This window comes from Halorubrum xinjiangense, from assembly GCF_049604745.1.
GTDB classification, from domain to species: domain Archaea; phylum Halobacteriota; class Halobacteria; order Halobacteriales; family Haloferacaceae; genus Halorubrum; species Halorubrum xinjiangense_A.
On sequence record NZ_CP187140.1, the window covers coordinates 2,199,688 to 2,219,915 of the forward strand.

At 66.9% G+C, this 20,228-nt stretch carries 16 protein-coding genes and 1 pseudogene; 7 read left to right on the forward strand and 10 right to left on the reverse strand.

Annotated elements, in window-relative coordinates; genetic code table 11:
- Positions 1–102: 102 nt before the first annotated feature.
- Both ACOZ35_RS12335 and ACOZ35_RS12340 read right to left on the reverse strand, forming a co-directional pair.
- Complete coding sequence (locus ACOZ35_RS12335; RefSeq protein ID WP_424013857.1) at positions 103–1,461, reverse strand: DNA primase; 1,359 nt, start codon at positions 1,459–1,461, stop codon at positions 103–105.
- A gap of 688 nt (positions 1,462–2,149) precedes the next feature.
- The gene (locus ACOZ35_RS12340; protein ID WP_424013858.1) at positions 2,150–3,469 is read right to left on the reverse strand and encodes an amidohydrolase; all 1,320 of its coding nucleotides are present in this window, start codon (positions 3,467–3,469) and stop codon (positions 2,150–2,152) included.
- A 116-nt stretch (positions 3,470–3,585) separates the two neighbouring features.
- Here ACOZ35_RS12340 and ACOZ35_RS12345 point away from each other — a divergent pair.
- Positions 3,586–3,684, forward strand: a pseudogene (locus tag ACOZ35_RS12345) (dihydroneopterin aldolase family protein); the annotation flags it as partial.
- A 218-nt stretch (positions 3,685–3,902) separates the two neighbouring features.
- Entirely contained in the window at positions 3,903–5,138 is a 1,236-nt protein-coding gene (locus ACOZ35_RS12350) for a PLP-dependent aminotransferase family protein (protein WP_424013859.1), read from the forward strand.
- A 17-nt stretch (positions 5,139–5,155) separates the two neighbouring features.
- On the opposite strand, the gene ACOZ35_RS12355 is transcribed toward ACOZ35_RS12350, so the two are convergent.
- Together ACOZ35_RS12355 and ACOZ35_RS12360 are read right to left on the reverse strand one after the other, a co-directional pair.
- Positions 5,156–6,157 carry a D-2-hydroxyacid dehydrogenase gene (locus ACOZ35_RS12355; RefSeq protein ID WP_424013860.1) on the reverse strand — a complete coding sequence of 334 codons (1,002 nt, stop codon included), beginning with the start codon at positions 6,155–6,157 and terminating at the stop codon, positions 5,156–5,158.
- A gap of 137 nt (positions 6,158–6,294) precedes the next feature.
- Complete coding sequence (locus ACOZ35_RS12360; RefSeq protein ID WP_424013861.1) at positions 6,295–7,362, reverse strand: ABC transporter ATP-binding protein; 1,068 nt, start codon at positions 7,360–7,362, stop codon at positions 6,295–6,297.
- Positions 7,363–7,665: 303 nt separating this feature from the next.
- On the opposite strand from ACOZ35_RS12360, the gene ACOZ35_RS12365 reads away from it, so the two are divergent.
- The 5 genes from ACOZ35_RS12365 (at position 7,666) to ACOZ35_RS12385 (ending at position 11,884) form a co-directional block, all read left to right on the forward strand.
- Positions 7,666–8,754, forward strand: a complete 1,089-nt coding sequence (locus tag ACOZ35_RS12365) for an ABC transporter substrate-binding protein (protein WP_424013862.1) — start codon at positions 7,666–7,668, stop codon at positions 8,752–8,754.
- 7 nt (positions 8,755–8,761) lie between these two features.
- The gene (locus tag ACOZ35_RS12370; RefSeq protein ID WP_424013863.1) at positions 8,762–9,667 is read left to right on the forward strand and encodes an ABC transporter permease; all 906 of its coding nucleotides are present in this window, start codon (positions 8,762–8,764) and stop codon (positions 9,665–9,667) included.
- A gap of 3 nt (positions 9,668–9,670) precedes the next feature.
- Positions 9,671–10,537 (forward strand): ABC transporter permease, encoded by an 867-nt coding sequence (locus ACOZ35_RS12375; protein ID WP_424013864.1) that lies wholly within the window; start codon positions 9,671–9,673, stop codon positions 10,535–10,537.
- A gap of 380 nt (positions 10,538–10,917) precedes the next feature.
- Entirely contained in the window at positions 10,918–11,316 is a 399-nt protein-coding gene (locus ACOZ35_RS12380; RefSeq protein ID WP_424013865.1) for a dihydroneopterin aldolase family protein, read from the forward strand.
- 70 nt (positions 11,317–11,386) lie between these two features.
- Positions 11,387–11,884 carry a hypothetical protein gene (locus ACOZ35_RS12385; protein WP_424013866.1) on the forward strand — a complete coding sequence of 166 codons (498 nt, stop codon included), beginning with the start codon at positions 11,387–11,389 and terminating at the stop codon, positions 11,882–11,884.
- A gap of 62 nt (positions 11,885–11,946) precedes the next feature.
- Here the strand turns inward: ACOZ35_RS12385 and ACOZ35_RS12390 are convergent, their stop codons facing one another.
- The 6 genes from ACOZ35_RS12390 to ACOZ35_RS12415 all read right to left on the reverse strand — a co-directional run bounded on the left by ACOZ35_RS12390 (position 11,947) and on the right by ACOZ35_RS12415 (position 20,114).
- Positions 11,947–13,311 (reverse strand): ABC transporter ATP-binding protein, encoded by a 1,365-nt coding sequence (locus ACOZ35_RS12390; RefSeq protein WP_424013867.1) that lies wholly within the window; start codon positions 13,309–13,311, stop codon positions 11,947–11,949.
- Complete coding sequence (locus ACOZ35_RS12395; RefSeq protein WP_424013868.1) at positions 13,308–14,429, reverse strand: ABC transporter ATP-binding protein; 1,122 nt, start codon at positions 14,427–14,429, stop codon at positions 13,308–13,310. The genes ACOZ35_RS12390 and ACOZ35_RS12395 overlap by 4 nt, the downstream gene beginning before the upstream one ends.
- Position 14,430: 1 nt before the next feature.
- Complete coding sequence (locus tag ACOZ35_RS12400; RefSeq protein ID WP_424013869.1) at positions 14,431–15,417, reverse strand: ABC transporter permease; 987 nt, start codon at positions 15,415–15,417, stop codon at positions 14,431–14,433.
- Complete coding sequence (locus ACOZ35_RS12405; RefSeq protein ID WP_424013870.1) at positions 15,417–16,412, reverse strand: ABC transporter permease; 996 nt, start codon at positions 16,410–16,412, stop codon at positions 15,417–15,419. Before ACOZ35_RS12405 ends, ACOZ35_RS12400 begins: the two co-directional genes overlap by 1 nt.
- A 184-nt stretch (positions 16,413–16,596) precedes the next feature.
- Positions 16,597–18,243, reverse strand: a complete 1,647-nt coding sequence (locus ACOZ35_RS12410) for an ABC transporter substrate-binding protein (RefSeq protein ID WP_424013871.1) — start codon at positions 18,241–18,243, stop codon at positions 16,597–16,599.
- Positions 18,244–18,464: 221 nt separating this feature from the next.
- Complete coding sequence (locus ACOZ35_RS12415) at positions 18,465–20,114, reverse strand: GTPBP1 family GTP-binding protein (protein WP_424013872.1); 1,650 nt, start codon at positions 20,112–20,114, stop codon at positions 18,465–18,467.
- Positions 20,115–20,228: the final 114 nt, after the last annotated feature.

Here is a 20,228-nt window from a genome sequence, read left to right on the forward strand (position 1 = left end):
CGGCGCACTAAACCCTGCCGACACGGAGTGCGCCCGGAAAAGGAAAATTCGGTCGTCAGCGATCGTTGCTCGCGTTACCGTCCCGAACTGCGGACCGCGTCGTCAGTTACCGCCGGGGCCGCCCGCGTGGTCCGGCGGGCCGCTCTCGCCGTCGTCGTCGTCTTCATCGTCGTCTTCAGCGTCGTCTTCCTCGTCCTCTTCTTCGGCTTCGTCCGCTTCGGCATCGTCTGCCTCGACATCCTCCTCGTCTGCGTCGTCGTCTTCCGCGTCGTCGTCTTCCACGTCGTCACCGCCCGGGCCGGCGTGGGCCGGCGGGCCGCGCTCGTCGCTGTCGTTCTCGCCGTCGGGGCCGCCCGCGTGGTCCGGCGCGTTGCCGTTGCCGTTCCCGGGCGCGTCGCTCTCGTTCTCGTCGCTGGCGTTGCCGTCGTTAGGGCCGCCGGGGCCGCCCGCGTGGTCCGGGGCGTTACCGGGGTTGTTCTCCGTCACGAAGTCCGAGACCGCGCTGCCGATGCCGCCGTCGCGGTTCTCGAGCCCGTCGATGAACTCCTGGACGAGCTGGCCGAACGCCTGCTCGTCGGCCTCGTCGCCCTCGCCGCCGACGGTGAGGTCGGCGGTCGTCGAGACGCTCTCGTTCTCGTACGTCGCGGTCACGTCGACCGTGACGTTCTCCTCGGCGGCGGCGAGCGTCACCGTGCCGTTCTCGTCGGTCTCGTAGTCGCCCTCGCCGGCGTAGGTGGCGTTCTCGTCCGCGTCGTCGGCGAGCGCGACGGTGACCGAGGCGTTCTCGACCGCCTCGTCGTCGTTCGTCACGGTGACGACCGGCTCGCCGTCGGTGTTCGACACGTCGAGCTCGAGGCCGTCGGGCGCCTCGATCTCGACCGTCTCGGAGACGCTGTCGTTCTCGTACTCGGCCGTGACTTCGACAGTCACGTCCTCCTCGGCGGCGGGGAGACCGACGGTGCCGTTCTCGTCGGTTTCGTAGTCGCCCGTGCCGGCGTAGGAGGCGTTCTCGTCGGCGGTCGTGACGTTCACCGAGGCGTTCTCCACTGCGGTGTCGTTGTCGGTGACCGTGACGACCGGCTCGCTGTCGGTGTTCGACACGTCGAGTTCGAGGCCGTCAGGGGCTTCGAGGTCGGCCGTCGTCGAGCCGGTGTCGTTCCCCGAGGTGGCCGTGATCTCGACCGTCACGTCCTCTGCGGGGGCTTCGAGGCCGACGGTGCCGTTCGCGTCCGTCTCGTACTCGCCCGCTCCCGCGTACGATTCGTTCTCCGCGTCGACGACGCTCACGTTGACCGTGGCGTTCTCGACCGCGGTGCCGTTATCGGTCACCGTGACCGTCGATGTCCCGTCCGCGTCCTTGTCGACGACCACTTCGAGGCCGCTGTCGGCGGCCGCAACGCCGGTCATCGCGCCGAGCGCGACGACTGCGATCAGTAGGATGGCTGTCGTGCGTTTGCTCATGTCCACTCGGGTCCAATCCCTGTTACCGTATAAATAGAGACGTCCCTTAACGCGGTTTAATCCGGTTTGTATCCGGGTTAACGGCGCTGAGGCGTTTGTTTTGGCAGATCGGGGGTCCGGTGGCGATTTCGGCCGTGATCGGTGCCGGGTTCGCCCCCGGTTTCGGGTCGAACCTCGCTCGCGCGCGATACGTCGTTTACGCATCGGCTGGTGGTGTAATAACTCTCGACAAGGTGTGCGTTCATTTATAAACGGCAAAATTCCGATCGACGGAGAACACCTCCAAAGCCCCAGCCGCTCGGCTGTACGTGACGGACTACGGAACGGCCGAGAACACCGCCAAAGCCCCAGCCACGAGGGCGGCGCACGCTCGCTGCGGTCCTCAGTCGGTCGCTGCCGCTCCCTCCTTGCGGTCCTTGCGTCGCCTGCGCCGCCCTCGCGACTGCCCCTTTGAGTCCCGCCCCACACCGCACAGCACCTCTCACCTCCCCAGCCTCGTCGGTCGCCCGTCGCTTCGCTCCGGGCGACCGACTCCCTCGCGCGTGCGATTCGCGCCCTTCGGGCGCTCATCGGCACGCGCCACCGCGCGTTCATTTATAAACAGAACGTATGATCCGGGTTCTTTATTTAAATACTGCCGACGTGGGACGGCTTCACAGTCCGCGTTCGGTCGCGCTCGCGCTTCGCGCTACGCCGATTCGACGCGGTCGACGAGGTCGCTCGCGGCGTCCGCGGCGCGGTCCTGGACCGCTTCGGCGTCCAGCGTCAGGACCTCGCGGTCGCGCATGAGGATGTCGCCGTCACAGACCGTGTGATGCACGTCGCTCCCGCGCGCCGCGTACGCGAGGTGCGAGACCGGGTCGTGGACGGGCGTCAGGTGCGGCGCGTCGAGGTCGACGACGGCGAGGTCGGCGGCCGCGCCTTCCTCGATCCGACCGCCGGGGAGGTTCAGGGCGTCCGCGCCGCCGCGCGTCGCCATCTCCACGACGGCCGCCGCGGGGACCGCGCTCGCGTCGTCCGCGGCCAGCTTCCCGAGCATCGCGGCGTCGCGCATCTCGTCGAACACGTCGAGATCGTTGTTCGAGGCCGCCCCGTCGGTGCCGAGCGCGACCGTCACGTCCGCCTCGCGCAGGCGCTGGACCGGGGCCATCCCGCTGGCGAGTTTCATGTTCGAGGCCGGGCAGTGGACGATCGCGGTCCCGGCCTCGGCGAGCCGGTCGATCTCGGAGTCGTCGACGTGGACCCCGTGCGCGAAGAAGTCGTCCGGGCCGAGCGCGTCGAGGTCGTCGGCGTATGCGATCGGCCGCTCGCCGCGCTCGTCGACGATCGGATCGACCTCGTCGGTCGTCTCGTTGGCGTGGAGGTGGATCGGGATCCCGGCCTCGCGCGCCTCCGCGACGCCCTCGCGGAGGAACTCTTCGCCGACCGTCGTCAGCGAGTGCGGCATGAACGCGGTGCGGATCCGGCCGTCCGCGGCGCCGTCGAGCTCCCGCGCGACCGCGAGGCTCTCCTCGACGTCCGCGCGGGCGTCCGCGTCGTCCTTCCCCACCGTGACGACGCCGTGGCCGAGCCGCGCGCGCAGCCCCGCGCGGTCGACGACGTCGGCGACCCGGTCCATCGCGAAGTACATGTCCGCGAACGCGGTCGTCCCCGACCGGATCATCTCCAGCGCGCCGAGTTCGGCGCCCGCCTCGACGTCGTCGGGCGTCAGCTCGGCCTCCGCCGGCCAGATGTCCTCGCGGAGCCAGGGGTCGAGCGGCTTGTCGTCGGCGTACCCGCGGAGCAGCGTCATCGCGACGTGCGTGTGCGCGTTGACGAGCCCCGGGATCACGAGCGACCCCGACGCGTCGAGCGTCTCGGCGGCCGCCCCGCCGAGCGCCTCGTCGACCTCGCTCGGTGCCCCGACGGCCCGGATCGTTCCCTCGTCGCGGTCGACCGTGACGTCCGCCCGCTCGACCCGACCGTCGGGCCGGAGCACTCGTCCGCCGCCCACACGGAGCTGGTTCATGTCCGCTCGTTCCGCCCGCCGCACCAAACGCCTTCGGTTCCTCGTCCTCGCGCGTGGACCGGTCGGTCTGCCGTCCGAACCTTCTTGCCCGCCCGCGGCCGCGTTCCACCGCGGGAATCGATGGCCGGCAGACGTGTTTCGGGGCGAGAATCAAGTTCGGCTCGCTGTACCACCAGTTCACCGGCACGCCCGTCAGTCCGTCGAGCACGCGGACGACGACCAACGGCTACCGGCTGATGGAACCAGTCTCTGTCGAGAAGTGACCCGTCTATCGGCACGTGTGACGTTGGTATCGGAATAGTATTGTACTTCGATCACTGATAATGGAAATAAAATTTCAGTGTAGACACTATATTATCAATATGTGATTGTTTTGTCGGTGAAACGGCCCATAGATTTATTATCTACACACCGGTGTCAGTAGACGACCCGAATGAGTGACCGCGACCAGTCGGACGGGCTCGACCACTTGTTCGCCGAGACCGTCCAGGAGACGATGGATAGCTCCGTGTACGGGGCGTGGCGGGATATCCGCGACCCCGAGGCCGTCCCGCTGAGCTTCGGATTCCCGTATCCGGACTCGTTCCCGAACGAGGAGTTAGTCTCGGCGGCCGAATCCCTCTTCGACGCCGAGGGCGAGCGAGCGCTCCAGTACGGCGGCGGCGAGTACGCCGATGCCCTCCCGGAGGTGATCGCCGATCGGGCCCGTGACCGCGGGATCGACTGCGCGACCGAGGATATCCACGTGACGAACGGCGCGACGAACGCGATCGACACGGTGTGTCAGACCGTCCTCGACCCGGGCGACACGGTGTTCGTCGAGGCGCCCACGTTCATGGGCGCGCTGCGCCTCTTCCGCAACTACGGGGTCGACATCGCGGAGGTCGACATGGACGAGGCGGGGCTCGACATCGAGGCGCTCGCCGCCGACCTCGCCGCGCGTGAGATGGCCGGCGAGCCGCTGCCGAAGCTGCTGTACACTATCCCCAACTTCCACAACCCGACCGGGGTGACCCTCTCCACGGAGCGGCGCGAGCGCCTGCTCGAGCTAGCGGTGCGGTACGACTTTTTGATCCTCGAGGACGACCCGTACGGGCAGCTCCGGTACGACGGCACGGAGCCGCCGCCGCTCCGGGCCCTCGACGAGACGGGCCGGGCGATCCGGGTCAACACGTTCTCGAAGACGATCGCCCCGGGCGTCCGGACCGGATGGATCATCGCCGAGCCGTCGTTCGTCGAACAGTTCGACCGAATCAACGCTGGCGGTGAGCCGAGCTTCACCCGTGGTCTCATCGCTCGCTACGCCGAGGACGGCCGGCTCGACCGGGCGATAGAGGAGCTGACCGCTGGCTACCGCGAGCGGCGCGATCGGATGATCGAGAGCCTCGCCGATCGGATGCCGCCGGGAACGACGTGGAGCGAACCGGACGGCGGCTTCTTCGTCTGGGTCCAGTTCCCCGAGGGGGTCGACGCCGAAGGGATGCTCCCCGACGCCATCGATGAGGGCGTGGCGTACCTCCCGGGGTCGTTCTTCTATCACGAGGACGGGGGGACGCGCAACGCACGGCTGTCGTTCAGTCACGCCTCGCCCGACTCGATCGACGAGGGGGTCGCAGCGCTGGCGGCCGCGGTCCGCACCGAGGCCCCGACAGTCGAGGCGGACGACTGAGCCTCCCCGCTTGGCTGTCAGACGATCCGGTTCTGGAGGTCCTCGAGGTCGCCGGCGGCGTAGTGCCGGTAGTTCTCCTCGAACAGCGACCCGACCCGGTCGGCGTATTTCGGCGTCGATCCTGCCATATGCGGGGTTATGACCGCGTTCGACAGGTCCCACAGCGGCGACTCCTGGGGAAGGGGTTCCTTCTCGAACACGTCAAGGGCGGCCCCGCGGATGCGGTTCTGCTGGAGGGCGAGCTCGAGCGCCGACTCCTCGACGACCTCTCCGCGGGCAACGTTCACGAGCACCGCGTCGGACCGCATCGACATCAACTCCTCGGTGCCGATCAGCCCCCGCGTGGCCTCGACGAGTGGGCAGGCGAGGACGAGGTAGTCGGACCGGGCGAGCAGCTCAGGTAGCCTCTCGGGCGGGTACGCCTCGTCGACGGCGTCGGGGGCGGTCTCCGGTGTGCGCTTCGTGCCGATCACCTCCACGTCGAACACCGAAGCCAGCTCCGCGACGCGCGTGCCGATGGCGCCGATGCCGACGATCCCGAGGGTCTTCCCGCCGAGTTCGCCCGCGGAGTACCGCCGCCAGATGCCGTCGCGCTCCTGTTGGCGGATCCCCTTGTGGATCCGACGTTCGAAGACTAGGAGGTAGCCGAGCACCTGTTCGGCTATCGGTTCGGCCGCGACGCCGGCAGCGTTCGTCACCGCGACCTCGCGGTCCGCGAGCGTGTCGAGGTCGTATGAGTCGACGCCGGAGTTGAGCGTCTGGACCCAGTCGGGCGCCGCCCCGCCGGAGAGCTGGTCGCTGATCGACCGGATGGTCAAGACGACGTCCGCGTCGTCGATGGCCGCGCGAGTCTCCTCGGCGGTCGTCGCCGTCTCGACCCGGTCCGTCGACTGGAGCGCGCCGTCGACCCGCGACGCCAGCCGCTCGACGAAGTCGCCGCCGAAGACGGCCGAGACGCTGTGGTGGAGCAGCACGTCCGTCCCCTCGGCGTCGGCGATCGTGTCGGTGCTTCCCTTCATGTGAGTTCCATACGTTCGTTCGGATCGATGGTGGTGTCTGAGTTTGCCTTCGGTGTTCCGGCAGCCGGGGCGATCGGTCGGCGGGTGATCCGTCGGCAGTCGCCGGTCGCGCGACTGCGCTCGGCCGAAGCGAGGGGCTACTTGGCGTACACGCTCATCGCGTCGGGGTTGAGGTCGACGGAAACCTCGCCGGACTCGGGGACGCTCGTCCGGCCCTGTACGGCGACATCGAGCTCTGGGAGCGAGTCGTCGTGCGGTTCAATAACTAGGTTCGTGCGGTCGCCGTGGAAGTACTGATTGACGACCGTTCCGTCGATGGCACCGGCCCCGGCCTCCGTGATCTCGACCTCTTCGGGACGGATGGACGCGACCACGTTGCCCTTGGTCGGGGCGTCACCGAGGTCGATGCTCACGTCGGTCTCGGCGTCAAGTTCGAGCCGCGGCGGGTGCGTCGTGTTCTCCACGACGCCGTTGAGGAGGTTCGTGTCGCCGATGAAGTCGGCAACGAACGCGGTCGCCGGCTCGCGGTAGATCTCCTTCGGCGTCCCGATCTGTTCAATCTCGCCGTCGTTCATCACGGCGAGGCGGTCGGACATGCTCATCGCCACGTCCTGATCGTGTGTCACGTAAAAGAACGTGCTCTCGACGCGGTCGTGGATCTCCTGTAGCTCGACCTGCATCTGCTGGCGCAGCTTACGGTCGAGGCTGGAGAGCGGCTCGTCCAACAGCAGGATGTCCGGCTCGTTCACCAGCGCACGCGCGATGGCCACGCGCTGCTGTTGTCCCCCCGAGAGGTCCTGCGACTTGCGGTCTCCGTACCCGGAGAGGTCCACGATGTCGAGGTACTTCTCGACGAGACGCTCGCGTTCGCTCGAGTCGACGCCCGCCTTTTTGAGTCCATACCCGACGTTCTCGGCGACGGTCATGTGCGGGAACAACGAGAGGCTCTGGAACACTAGGTTCGTGTTCCGCTTATTCGGCGGCCGGTGGACGACGTCGTCGCCCTCGATGCGGATCGAGCCGTCGGTCGGGGTCTCGAAGCCGCTGATCATCCGGAGGGTGGTCGTCTTTCCGCAGCCGGACGGTCCCAGGAGTGAGAAGAACTCGCCGTGCCGGAGATCGATGTCGACCCCGTCGACAGCGGTCGTGTCCCCGAACTCCTTGCGAACGCCGTCGAGCTGTACTGCCGTCGTTGGTGTCGTCATACAGCGACCGAACACACCGACAGTATTTAACTTTTTGTCCAGTTAAAACGATTATATTCGAGAATACATATGGTTTAAGCACGTAATAAGCAAAATACTGTCGCAAATATCCGGATTATTATGTCATATACGATAAAATCTGATTGTTCGGGTAAGCCGAGAGCAAACACTAGATAAAAATAAACAAACATCATTTTATCTGTCTCAGAAAGTCATAGTTAGAATAATATAAGGGCATTAACCCAGTATGACAGTGTTACTTGGGGTAGATTTATCATATGTGGGCAAAAGGCGATGATGCGTATGGTAGACAGACGGCAATTCATCAAAGCGGCGGGCGCGGCCGGTGTCACCGGTATGGCGGGCCTGTCCGGGTGTATGGGCGGCGGCGGATCAACGACGGTCTCGATCCTAACGTGGACCGGATACGACGGGGTCAACGATCAGGTCGAGGAGGCGCTCGACGGCGTCGAGTTGGAGGTCTCGGTCGCCGACGGCTCCGCGAACATGTTCTCCACCGTGAACGCGGGCGGAGGCGAACAGTACGACATCGTCATCCCGAACAACGAGTACGTCCCGCGGTTCATCGACGCGGACCTGGCCGCCCCGGTAGACATGGACATCATGACCAACTTCGACGCGCTGTATCCCACGTTCCAGAGCGCGGCGGAGGGCCAGTTCTCCGACGGCGACGACGTCTACGGGATGCCCGTCCAGTTCGGGTGGTACGCGTACGGCTACGACAGCTCGAAGCTCCCGGAGGACCACGAGCACTCCTACGACGTCCTCTTCAGCGAGGAGTATTCGGGCGTGGACCTCACCGGCAGCATCACGCTGTACGACGGCTACTACAAGTCGATCATGGCGACGGGGCTCGCGCTCGGTTACACCGAGGCGTTCGAGGGCGACACCGTCTCGTTCACCGACGAGCAGCTCACGACGATCGAGGAGACGCTGACCGAGTTCAAGCCGAACCTCCTCGGGTTCATCCACGACGAGGAGACGCTCACGCAGGACTACCAGAACGGGAACATCGCCGTCTCGTTCGCGAACCGCAGCACCCACGTGGGGATCATGAACGACGTCGACAGCGTGAAATTCTCCCAGCCGAAAGAAGAGGAGCTCACATGGTTCGAAGGGGCCGTCGTCACCGCCGGCTCCTCGAACAAGGAGGCTGCCTTCCAGGTGTTAAACGAGTACATCAGCCCCGAGACCGGCGCGGCGCTCTCGGAGAACCGGAACATCATGAACACCTCGCAGGACGCGATGGACAACATCGAGAAGGAGTCGCTCCAGATCGAACCGGGTGTGCTCGCGGGAATGATCCCCTTCAAGCCCGCCGAGAAAGACGACGAGTGGATCGAGATGTTCCAACGGGTCAAGAACGCGTGAGTACGAGATGAGCACCATCCAAAAGCTCGACGACGCGTTCGGACGGCAAAGCAAGCGGGCGAAGCTCGCGCTCATGGCGGGACCGGGAGTCGGATGGCTGCTCACGCTGATACTGGTCCCGACCGCGTTCCTCGTGATGGTGAGCTTCGCCGAGATCAACAGCTCGTACGACGTGGTGTGGTCCTTCTCGGTGTCGAACTACAGAGAGCTGTTCGTCGGGGAGAGCGGGCTGTTCCAGACCCCGTTTGTCGACTCCTTCATCCTCTCTCTGCGCATCTCAGCCGTCACCACGTTCCTGACCATCGTCCTCGCGTACCCGGTCGCGTACCTGCTCACGCGGCTCTCCGGGCGGCGGTTCAAGATCCTGCTTTTCGCGGTCTTGGTTCCGTTCTTCACCATCTTCATCGTGCGCATCTACTCGTGGCTCTCCCTGTTCGGCAGCCAGGGGCTGATCAACTCGGCGCTGGTCGCGATGCCCCTCATCTCCGAACCGGTCGGGGCCTTCGAGTACGGGGAACTGGCGGTGATCATCTCGCTCACCCACGCCTTCTTCCCGTACATGCTGTTGACGCTGTACTCGAGCCTCGAAGGGATCGACTACGGCGTCATCGAGGCGTCGCGCGATCTCGGGGCGTCGCGGCTGGAGATCGCGAAGGACGTCGTGATCCCGCTGTCGGCACAGGGGCTCATCACCGGGTGTGTCTTCGTGTTCGTCCCGGCGCTCGGGACGTTCATCACGCCCCAGTTCCTCGCTCGGGGGAAGTTCCTCATGATCGCCGAGGTGCTCACGGCTAGGATAAACGAGATGTACGCGATCGACTTCGGCGCGGCGGGGTCGCTGTTCCTCATCATCCCGACCATCGTCGCGTTCGCGATCGTGATGCGTACCACCAGCCTGGAGGCGATGGGGTGACTCATGTCGGATCGTGAGAAATACAGCCGGCTATCGCGTCTCGTCGGCCGCCCCGGCCTCACGGAGACCGTCTCCGTCGACAGGATCGTCTCCGGCTTTGCCTCGTACGGCATGTGGGCGCTGACGATCGGAATCGTCCTGTTCCTCTGGCTCCCGCTCTCGCAGATCATCGTCCTCTCGTTCACCGAGAACTCGGTGCTTTTCCCTCTCGGGGGCGTCACGCTTCAGAACTACGTCAGCCTCTTCACCAACGGGTCGCTCCTCACGGCGGCCAGACAGAGCGCGTTCGTGGCGACGGTGTCCGCCTCGGTCGCGACGCTGCTCGGCGTCCCGCTGGGCTTCACCATCGCCCGGCACAGCTTTCGCGGGAAGTCGCTGCTCAGGGGTCTCGTTATCGTCCCGCTGTTAATGCCGGGGATCATCATGGGGATCTCGCTCCTGATCCTGTTCCGCGTCGTCGGGCTCTCGTCCGGCTTCTTGACGACCGTGCTCGCTCACTCCGTGTACGGGCTGCCGTTCATCGTCCTGCCGGTGGTCGCCAGGCTCGCCGTCTTCGACCGCAAGCTCGAGGAGGGCGCACGCGACCTCGGCGCGGACGGCCGCGCCGTGCTGAGAGACGTCACGCTCCCGATCATCTCCCCCGCGATCGCGGCCGGCTTCGTGTTCGCCTGGCTCCGCTCGTTCGAGGACTTCATCCGCGTCTTCTTCGTCGGCGGCACGATGGACGCGCTCACGAAGGAGATGTACGGCATGGTGGTGTACTCCCAGGGCACGGAGGCGATGGATCCGATGGCGACGATTATCGTGCTGGTCATCAGCGCCGCGTTGGCCGTCGCGATCAACTTCCGCGACATCCTCGAGTACATCTGACCACGGCAGGGTGCCGGCGACGCTCCGGCGCCCACGTCCGGTCACCGATTCGGCCGACGCGCCGCGCGTCGATAACCCGCTCCTCCCCCTCGCCGAGACGCCGACCGGGGTGGAATCCGACGCGTACAATCCCAACCGTACGGTGCCACCGAGATCGGGTACGACGTGACGATGAACGGCGTCGGGATGGGATTCGGGTCGACGGTGAGGAGTGCGTCATCCCCTCCTATGGTCTAGGCAACGGTGGCAACGCGAGCGACGACGACTCCAGGGACGACGACGGCGGACCGTCCCCGCTGGCCGCCGACGGTTACCCGCGGCCCGCGTCCGCTCCCGCCCGCCGTCCGAACCTTCTTGCCCGCCCGCGGCCGCGTTCCGCCATGGCAACCGACGCCCAGCAGGCGTGTTTCGAGGCGGGGATCAAGTTCGGCTCGCTGTACCACCAGTTCGCCGGCACGCCCGTCAGCCCGTCGAGCGCGCGGAGCCTGGAGGCCGCGATGGCGGAGGCGATCGAGAACCAGCCGCACTGCGAGGCCGTCGAGGTGACGATCCACGACGACCGCGTCGCGGACGCGATCGACCACGAGAACGGCTACACCGAGCTCACCGGCTCGCTGATGGACGTCCGGATGCGGATCGCCTACGAGGGCGTCACGGTCCGCACACGGATGGAGATGGAGGACGGGTACCCCCTGATGAAACTCGTCGAGGTGGTCGACGGCGGCCGGCCGGGCTCCGGCGACGCCGACTCCTCGCCCGGCGCCGACCCGAACGCTTAGTACCGCGAACCGCCTACGGCGAGCCGAACGGCGGCCGACCCTCCGGATTTCCCGCTTTCAGAGACCCCACATGGTCGACAGACGACACGACGGTCGGACGGACCGAACCGGCTTCGACGAGACGAAGAACTACCTCTCCGAGGCCCTCGGCCGCGTCGTGCCGCGGTCGGTGGCGCGGCGAGCGATCGAGGTGACCGTCAGCACCGACGCCGCCGAGTACGCCCCCGACGAGCCGGTCGCGATCACCGTCGCGATCCGCAACCGCCTGCCGGTCCCGATCGAGGTCCCCACGACGACCCGCCGCCTGTGGGGGTGGGCGGTCGACGGCGTCTTGGAGGCCACCGACGAGCGGCGCTACGTGTCCGCCGAGGAGTCCTCGCTGTCGCTCCGAGCCGGCGAGACGAAGCGCGCGACGGTCACGTGGAACGGGCGGTTCCGCCGCTCCGACGATGACGGGCTTGACCGGTCGGTCCGGGCCGAGCGCGGCGACCACACGATCTCCGTGTTCGTGCCGGTCCCCAACGCCGACGAGCGCCACGAGGACGCCACGCAGATCCGGATCCGGTAGCCGGCAGTCGCCGGCCCGCGGTCAGCTTCTTTTTCGAACCGAACGGCGAAAAACGAGGTCGCTCAGTCGTCAGCTTCGGTCGCTCCCGCCCCGGGGCGGGCCGCGTCGTCGACCGCGGGTCCGTCGACGGCGCTCGCGAGCGCCTCGTCGCGACGCAGGTGACACGCCGAGTAGTGACGGCCGTCGGTGAGGTCGGACGGCACCTCGTAGGCGGGCGTCGTCGTCGCGCAGACGCTCTGGTCCGCGAACCGCTCGACGAGGATATCCTCGGCTTCCTCGAACTCGTCGCGTTCGATGTGCCCGAGCGCCTCGTCGAGCAGAGTGCCGGCGTCGCCGCTCGGCACCGCGTTTTCGAAGTACCGCGACCGGAGGGCGTCCGGGTCGGTCTCCTCGAACGCCCGGCGCTCGACCGCCCGCTGGAACTCCACGACGTTCCGCCAGGCGTCCTCCGTCATGTCGTACTCGTCCGGCTGGATCACCTCCGGGCACCGCGTCCGGAACCGGCAGCCGGAGGGCGGGTCGATCGGCGACGGCACGTCGCCGGACAGCAGCTCTTTCCGCCCGCCGCTCCGCGGGTCCGGGACGGGGATGGCGTCGAGCAGCGCCCGGGTGTACGGGTGTTTCGGGTTCTCGAACAGCTCCTCTTTGTCGGCCAGCTCGACGATGTTCCCGAGGTACATCACCGCTACACGGTCGGAGATGTGGCGGATGACGCTCAGGTCGTGCGCGATGAACAGGTACGTGAGGTCGAACTCCTCTTGCAGCTCCTCCATCGTGTTGAGCACCTGCGCCTGGATCGACACGTCGAGCGCCGACACGGGCTCGTCGCAGACGATGAAGTCGGGATTCACCGACAGCGCCCGCGCGAGGTTCACGCGCTGGCGCTGCCCGCCGGAGAACGCGTGCGGGTACCGGTTGTAGTGTTGCGGGTCGAGCCCGACCTTCTCTAACAGCTCCTTCGCACGGGCCTCCCGGCCCTCCTCGTCGAGCATGTCGTGGGCCTTCATCGGCTCCTCGACGATGGGCCCGACCTTCATCCGGGGGTCGAGCGACGACTGCGGGTCCTGGAAGATCATCTGCATGTTTTTCCGCATCCGCCGCAGCGGCTCGCCGGACAGCGACGCGAGGTCCTCGCCCTGGAAGTAGACGCTCCCGCTGGTCGGTTCGAGCAGCCGGAGGACGGTGCGCGCGAGCGTCGACTTCCCGCAGCCGGACTCGCCGACGAGCCCGAGCGTCTCGCCCTCCTTGATGTCGAAGCTCACGCCGTCGACGGCGCGGACGTCGGAGGTCGACCGCGAGACGTACGGGAACTCGTCGTCGAGCTGGACGCCGGCGAACAGCCCGCTCTCGTTGTCGAAGTACTTGCAGAGGTCGCGGACCTGCAACAGCGCCTCAGGGTCAGACTCCGGCGGACCGACCTCGGTCATTCCGCCTCACCCCCGGTCTCGGTGAAGCCGGCGGAGAACCCGCCGGTGGCCTGCGTCTCGATGGGCGGGCTCTCGTCGTACCCCACGTCGAACGCGTCGTGTTTCACGCACGCGGCCGTGTGCGGCGCCTCGCCCTCCTCGCTCAGCTCCCGCGGCTCGGGGTGGACCTCGCGGCACACCTCCCGGGCCTCGGGACACCGCGAGTGGAACCGACAGCCGGCGGGCGGATCGATCGCCTCCGGCATCACCCCCTGGATCGGTCTGAGCTCGTCGACCGTCCGGTCGGGGCGGGGCATCGAGTCGAGCAGCGCCGACGTGTACGGGTGTTTCGTGTCGTAGAACAGGTCGTCCACCTCGGCCTGCTCGATGATCTCGCCGAGGTACATCACGTTGACGCGGTCGCAGATCTCCGCGACGACGCTCATGTCGTGGGTGACCCAGATGAACGACGTGTCGTACTTGTCCTGAAGATCGGTCACCATCTCCAAGATCTCGCCCTCGACAGTGACGTCGAGCGCGGTCGTCGGCTCGTCGGCGATGATCAGATCGGGCTGGCAGGCGAGCGCCATCGCGATCAGCACGCGCTGTCGCATCCCGCCGGAGAACTGGTGCGGGTACTCGTCGTACCGCGACTCCGGCGCCGGGATCCCGACCTCCCTGAGCATGTCGATCGCCTCCTCTTTCGCCTCCTTGGCCTCCAGGTCGCGGTTGATCTCGATGAACTCCCGGAGCTGTCCCCCGACGGTGAACACGGGGTTCAACGACTCCATCGGGTCCTGGAAGATGATCGCGATCTCGCGGCCGCGGATCCGCTTTCGCATCTCCTCTTCGGTGAGCATCTCGTCGCGCGGGCGCAGCTCGCCGTCGTCGCCCTCCTCGAGCCCGAAGATCGTTTCGCCTTTGAACTCAATCTCGCCGCCGACGATCTCGCCGGGGCTGTCGACGAGCCGGAGGATACTGGAGGTCGCGACGGACTTTCCGGCGCCCGACTCGCCGACGAGGCCGACGATCTCTCCCTCGTGAACGTCGAAGGAGATCCCGTCGACGGCGCGGACCGTGCCGTCCTCGGTGAAGAACTGTGTCTTGAGATCGCGTACGCTGAGTAGTGGTTCGCTCATATCAGTTGTTTATCCGCGGGTCGAGGGCGTCCTGCAGACCGTCGCCGAGGATGTTGAAGCCGATGACGGTGATCAGAATGGCGATTCCGGGGAAGATGCTGAACGTCGGCGCGGGGAGCATGTACCCGCGCGAGGCGGACAGCATCTGCCCCCACGACGGCGTCGGCGGCTGCGCGCCGAAGCCGAGGAACGAGAGGCCGGCGACGATGAGGATGCTCACCCCGACCTGAAGCGTCGCCTGGACCAGCACCGGCGCGAAGCTGTTCGGGATGATGTGCCGGAAGATGATGTTCCGGTCTTTCACCCCGGCGGCCCGGGCGGCCTCGATGTAGTCCTCCTCGCGGATGGAGACGACGCGCGAGCGGATGAGCCGGTTGAACACAGGAATCGCCGTGATCCCGACGCCGATCATCGCGAACGTGAGGTCGCGTCCGAACGCGGTCATGAACGCGATGACTAAGACGAGGAACGGGATCGCGTAGATGGTCTCGGTGACGCGCTGGAGCACGTCGTCGATCCAGCCGCCGTAGTAGCCGGAGACCGCGCCGATGACGGTGCCGCCGCCGAGGCCGATGGCGGTCGCGAGGAACCCGACCGTCATCGCGATCCGCGTCCCGTAGATCGTCCGCGAGAGGATGTCGCGACCCCGGTGGTCGGTGCCGAGCGGGTGTTCGAGCACGCCCTGCCCGAACTGGTTCTCCATGCCGACCGGCGGGAGCAGCCGCCGGACGTTCCCCGGGTCGGTCTCGGGGTTGTACAGCACCGCCTCCGCGATCGCGTAATCGAGGACGTAGTAGTCGAACGCGGCGAAGAGCGCGACGAACGTCATGAGCCCGACGATGTAGGTCCCGATCCGCGCCGTCGTGTCCTGCCGGACCTGTTTCAGGGTGTACCGGAGGCCGACCCGGGCTTCCACCTCGTCGGGTCCGCCGCTCTCGTCGCCGCCGTCCGCCGTGTCGTCGTCCGAAGTTGCGCTGTTAATCGACATTATTCGTCACCGTAGGTGACCCGCGGGTCGAGGTAGCTGTACGTGATGTCCGTGATGATCACGCCGATCACGTAGACGAACCCGAACACGAGCGTCGTCCCCATGATCAGCTCGTAGTCCTGATTTTGGATTGCCGTGATGATCAGTCTCCCCATGCCCTGGATCCCGAAGACGGTCTCTGTGAGGACGGCGCCGCCGAGTGCGGTCGAGAGCCCGAGTCCGATGATGGTGATCACCGGAAGCTGTGCGACCTGGAACGCGTGCTTGCGGACGATGGTCGATTCGGGCACGCCGTACGCCCGAGCGAGCTTCACGTACTCGCCCTGAAGCGAGTCGACCATCGACGAGCGCTCGATGCGGGTGATCTGCGCCATCTGAAGCGTTCCAAGTCCGATCATCGGTAAGAACAGGTGGTGCGCCGTCTGCCGGATCACCTCCACCTGCGTCGCCGCCCCGCGGACGGTCGACGGGTCGGCCCACGGGAGGACGAGCCCGCGCGCGGGGAACCACCCGAGGTAGAACGCGAAGACGATGATCAACACCAGCCCGATCCAGAACGACGGCGTCGAGACGCCGATGAGCGAGATGATTCGTGAGATGTGGTCGGCCGGCTCGTTCCGCCGCTTCGCCGAGATGACGCCGAGCGGGATCGCGGTGATGACCGCGAACGCGAACGCCGACAGCATGAGCAGCAGCGTCACCGGCAGCCGAAGGATGATCATCTCGAGGACGGGGCGGTCGTAGTAGATGCTCTGGCCGAGATCGCCCACCGCGACGCTACTGAGGTATGCGAAGTACCGCACGTGTATCGGGCGATCGAGGCCGTACCGCGCGCGGATCGCCTCGACCTGTTCCTGTGCCGGCGTCGGCCCCAGCATGATCTCGACCGGATCGCCGGGGATCTGGTTTGCTAGGAAGAACGTTATCGTCACGATACCTATCAGTACGGGTATCGCCTGTGCGAGCCGCCGGAGTGTGTACCGAAGTAAACTCACTGTCGTGGATTCCTCGTTGCTTCGATTCGGTTTTTGCTGTCGCTTATCCGTTTCGCTCCCGCCGACACACCAATACGGGCCGCAGGCAGCCGGTCAGGGTGACCGCGACCGCTTCGGAGGGGCGTTTCACGCTGATCCCGGTCGTCGGAGCGCGGGCGGTCCGGGCTCCGTCGAGGCGACCGAGTTACCGGGACACGGTGGCGCCGTCCAGCTGGATCTCCGTCGAGATCGGATGCGAGCTGAAGCCCTCCACGACGTTGCGCACGCCGTAGGAGTTGTTCAGGTTGTACGCGGGGAGGTGGACGCGCCCCTCGAGCAGCGACGTCGTCGCGTCGACGTAGAGCTGGCGGCGCTCCTCGCGGTCGGCGGACTCGCGAGCCTGCGTCAGCTTCTGCGAGGCCTCGTCGTAGCCGTGGAACGTCCCGTTCGTGACACCCTCCGTCTCTTGGCTCAGCAGGTTGTACGCGAACGTGTCCGGGTCCGGCGAGCCCGACCAACCGAGCGTGTACATGTTGTAGTCGCTCGCGCTCCCGGTGTTGTACGTGTCGAGGAACGTGCCCCAGTCGAGACGCTGGACTTCGACGTTCTGGAAGCCAGCGTTCTGGAGCCCGTCACCGATGGAGATGCCGATCTGCTCGCGCTTGTTGTCCGGCGGCACGATGATCCGCCAGTTGTAGTCCATCGGCACGCCGGCCTCCTCGAACAGCGCCTGCGCCTCCTCGAGGTCCTGGTCGTGCTGAATGTCCGACCACTCGTCGGTCGGGAAGTCCCACTCCTCGGAGATCGAGGACGGGTAGGGACTGGACTGGCGGACGCCGGCCGGCTCGACGAAGTTCTCGACCGCCTGGTCCATCGAGACGCAGTAGTCGACCGCCTCGCGGACGAGGGGGTCGCTCGTCGGGCCCTCGTTACAGTTGAACGCGAGGTAGAAGTACCCGATACCGGGTTCTTCGGTCAGCGTGGCGCTCTGGTTCGCCTCGACCGTCTCGTACAGCTGCGGCGGAATCGACTCGATGATGTCGACGTTCCCGGTCTCAAGCTCAGTGACCCGCGTCGTCTGCTCGACGATCGGCTCGAACTCGAGCGTGCCGATCTCCGGGAGGTTGTCGCTGTCCCAGTAGTCGTCCCACCGCTCCAGCGTCGCGTAGCCCTCCGGCTCCCACTCGGCGAGCTGGTATGGCCCGGAGGTGACCGGGTCCGTGTTGTACGCCTCGGTGTCCTCCTGTCGGACGGAGGCGTTGACCACGTTCCGGGCCATGGCGATCGTGAACGCACCGTACGGGTACTTGAGGTCGAACTGCGCGGTGTGTTCGTCGATCGCCTCCCCGGTGTCGACCATGTCCACCTCGGAGGCGTTCTCGGTCTGCTCCTCGACCGGCGCCATAATCGTGTGGACGACGTCCTCCGCGGTGACGGGGTCGCCGTTCTGGAACTGGGCGTCCTCCCGGATCGGCACGATGAACCGCGTGCCCTCGCGTTCGACCGTGGGCATCTCCGCGGCGATCTTCGGCTCCAGGCTGACGCCGTCGCTGTACTCGTAGAGCCCGTCGAATATCTGCCCGGCGATCTGCGCGGACGGCACGTCGTTCATGACGACGGGGTCCATGTCGAGCGGTCCCTTCGCCTGCGCGAAGTACAGGCTCGACGCGCTCCCGCCGTCGGACCCGTCGGACCCGTCAGAGCCATCGCCGCCGTCGGACCCGTCAGAGCCATCGCCGCCGTCGCTGCCGTCCCCTCCGCCGGTACACCCGGCGAGCAGGAGCGAGGTGCCGGCCGCGCCGCCGGCGAGGACCTTTCGTCGCGAAATGCGTTGTGTGTGTTGTCGACGCATACAACGGTCCTCTTGTTTAACTCTAATAAGTATTTTGGGATGCCCTGCCCATACGGTCATCTCCGGTTGATTTATCATCATTTTGTGCGTATTCTTTCCCACGAACGTCGTCCGAATCAGGAAGAAACGACTGCCGGGATCCGAAATACGCCGGTCGGTCCGCGGTCGGACGCGTCGGCCGGAGCGTTCGATCCTCGCGCGCGCAGCGTCCCGGCGACCGCTCAGCGCCCGCCCGACGACGGCCCGTCGCCGCCGGTGTCCGTCACGGTCCCGACCCCCTTGCTCGACCCCTCGCGGAAGACGAACCGCTGCCCCTCCTCGATCAGGTACGGGCGGAACTTGAAGCGGACGCGCGCCTCGCCCGTGTCCCCCGGGAGCAGCCGGCCCTCCTCCGGGAAGAACGCCGCCGCCTCGGAGACGGTCTCGAGGTGGACGACGGGCTCGTACCCCTCCTGGATCCGGGTCGGGTGGTTGAGCACCATCACCTCGGCGTCGAACTCGCGGACCGGGTCTGGCTCCGCGTCGCGGGGGACCAGGGCCATCCCGCGCTCGATCTCCGCCTCGTCGACGCCCTTCAGCGCGATGCCGACGATCCGCCCGGCGGTCGCCTTGTCGACCCGATGGTAGTGCATCTCGATCGACCGCGCCTCCACCTCGCGGAAGGAGCCGTCGGGCATGGGGCCGAGTAGGAGTTCGTCGCCCGTCTCGACGGTCCCCGAGTTCACCGTGCCGGACGCGACCGCCCCCACGCCCGTCACCTTGTAGCTGCGGTCGACGTACATCCGGAAGGTCTCGCGGTCGGGCGTCGCGCGCTTCGGGAGGCGCTCGAACAGGCGGTCGAGCGTCTCGATCCCGTCCTTCGTCACCGCGCTGGTTCGCAGCAGGGGGACCACGCCGTCGCCGACCTCCGCGACCGCGGTGTCGACCCCGTGGCGGTCGACTAAAAGCGGGGTCTGTCCCGCGTCGCGCAGCATCGACTCGACCTCGCGCTCGACCTCGGCGAGCCGGTCGTCGCTCACGGCGTCCGCCTTCGTGATCGCGACGATCGTCGGCAGCTCGGTCGCTAAGAGGATCCCGAGGTGCTCGCGGGTGGTCTTCGTTGGGCCGTCGTCGGCCGCGACGACGAGCAGCCCGTAGTCGAGCTTCTGGCCAACGAGCCCGCGGATCGTCGTCCGGAGCCACGGCTCGTGGCCGACGGTGTCGACGAAGGAGACGAGCCGGTCCGCCTCCTCAACGATGCCGGCGCGGTCGGCCTTGCGGTGGGGGTTGTCCATCCGGACCGGCTCGTCGGCGTCGTCGGCGAACCCGTACACCGCGTACGAGAGGTCCGCGGAGAGCCCCCGCTCGACCTCGTGGGGCTGGACGTCGAGGAAGCCGCGCGTCCCGCCCTGCCCGTCGTCGGCGCGCCCGGTGACGAGCGTGCCGACGAGCGTCGACTTCCCGTGGTCGACGTGGCCCGCGGTGCCGACGACGAGGTGGTCCTCGTCGGCCTCGAACACGCCGCCGTCGCGGAGCGTCGCGAGCCCCACCAGCCCCGCCTCGTCGCCGTCGCCGCCGGAGCCGGCGCTCCACGTCTCGACGTCGGCAATGTGGGCGTCCGCCTCGTCGGCCAGAAGCGAGAGCACGTCCATCGTCTCGGAGAACGCCTCGGGGGAGATCCCGGCGAGCCCCCCGTCGTCGGTGACGCCGAGGACGTAGGTCGCCTCGCCGTCGCCGGAGAGGACCCGGTGGCGGAGCTGGGCCACGAGCGACTCCATGCGCCCGTCGGCCAGGTGGACCTCGCGGGTCAGCCGCTCCTTGAACTCGATGGCGCCGCCGTCCCGCTCGCCGCGCTCGATGGCCCGCCGGAGGGCGGACCGGTCAGCGCTCATGTCCCCTCGTAGGCGACAGCCGGGCTTAACGGTTTTCGTGGTATGTGACCCCACGACCCGTGGTTGCTCGCAACTCTCCGGAAACGCTCCGGCGGGCTATTTATCCGATCCCCG

Excerpts from the sequence above, each read along its gene's own strand:
- ACOZ35_RS12350 (WP_424013859.1), top strand. The coding sequence starts at position 3,903 with ATGAGTGACCGCGACCAGTCGGACGGGCTCGACCACTTGTTCGCCGAG.
- ACOZ35_RS12365 (WP_424013862.1), top strand. The coding sequence starts at position 7,666 with ATGGTAGACAGACGGCAATTCATCAAAGCGGCGGGCGCGGCCGGTGTC.
- ACOZ35_RS12410 (WP_424013871.1), bottom strand. The coding sequence starts at position 18,243 with ATGCGTCGACAACACACACAACGCATTTCGCGACGAAAGGTCCTCGCC.
- ACOZ35_RS12340 (WP_424013858.1), bottom strand. The coding sequence starts at position 3,469 with ATGAACCAGCTCCGTGTGGGCGGCGGACGAGTGCTCCGGCCCGACGGT.
- ACOZ35_RS12415 (WP_424013872.1), bottom strand. The coding sequence starts at position 20,114 with ATGAGCGCTGACCGGTCCGCCCTCCGGCGGGCCATCGAGCGCGGCGAG.
- ACOZ35_RS12355 (WP_424013860.1), bottom strand. The coding sequence starts at position 6,157 with ATGAAGGGAAGCACCGACACGATCGCCGACGCCGAGGGGACGGACGTG.
- ACOZ35_RS12335 (WP_424013857.1), bottom strand. The coding sequence starts at position 1,461 with ATGAGCAAACGCACGACAGCCATCCTACTGATCGCAGTCGTCGCGCTC.
- ACOZ35_RS12390 (WP_424013867.1), bottom strand. The coding sequence starts at position 13,311 with ATGACCGAGGTCGGTCCGCCGGAGTCTGACCCTGAGGCGCTGTTGCAG.
- ACOZ35_RS12385 (WP_424013866.1), top strand. The coding sequence starts at position 11,387 with ATGGTCGACAGACGACACGACGGTCGGACGGACCGAACCGGCTTCGAC.
- ACOZ35_RS12375 (WP_424013864.1), top strand. The coding sequence starts at position 9,671 with ATGTCGGATCGTGAGAAATACAGCCGGCTATCGCGTCTCGTCGGCCGC.
- ACOZ35_RS12395 (WP_424013868.1), bottom strand. The coding sequence starts at position 14,429 with ATGAGCGAACCACTACTCAGCGTACGCGATCTCAAGACACAGTTCTTC.
- ACOZ35_RS12360 (WP_424013861.1), bottom strand. The coding sequence starts at position 7,362 with ATGACGACACCAACGACGGCAGTACAGCTCGACGGCGTTCGCAAGGAG.
- ACOZ35_RS12370 (WP_424013863.1), top strand. The coding sequence starts at position 8,762 with ATGAGCACCATCCAAAAGCTCGACGACGCGTTCGGACGGCAAAGCAAG.
- ACOZ35_RS12400 (WP_424013869.1), bottom strand. The coding sequence starts at position 15,417 with ATGTCGATTAACAGCGCAACTTCGGACGACGACACGGCGGACGGCGGC.
- ACOZ35_RS12380 (WP_424013865.1), top strand. The coding sequence starts at position 10,918 with ATGGCAACCGACGCCCAGCAGGCGTGTTTCGAGGCGGGGATCAAGTTC.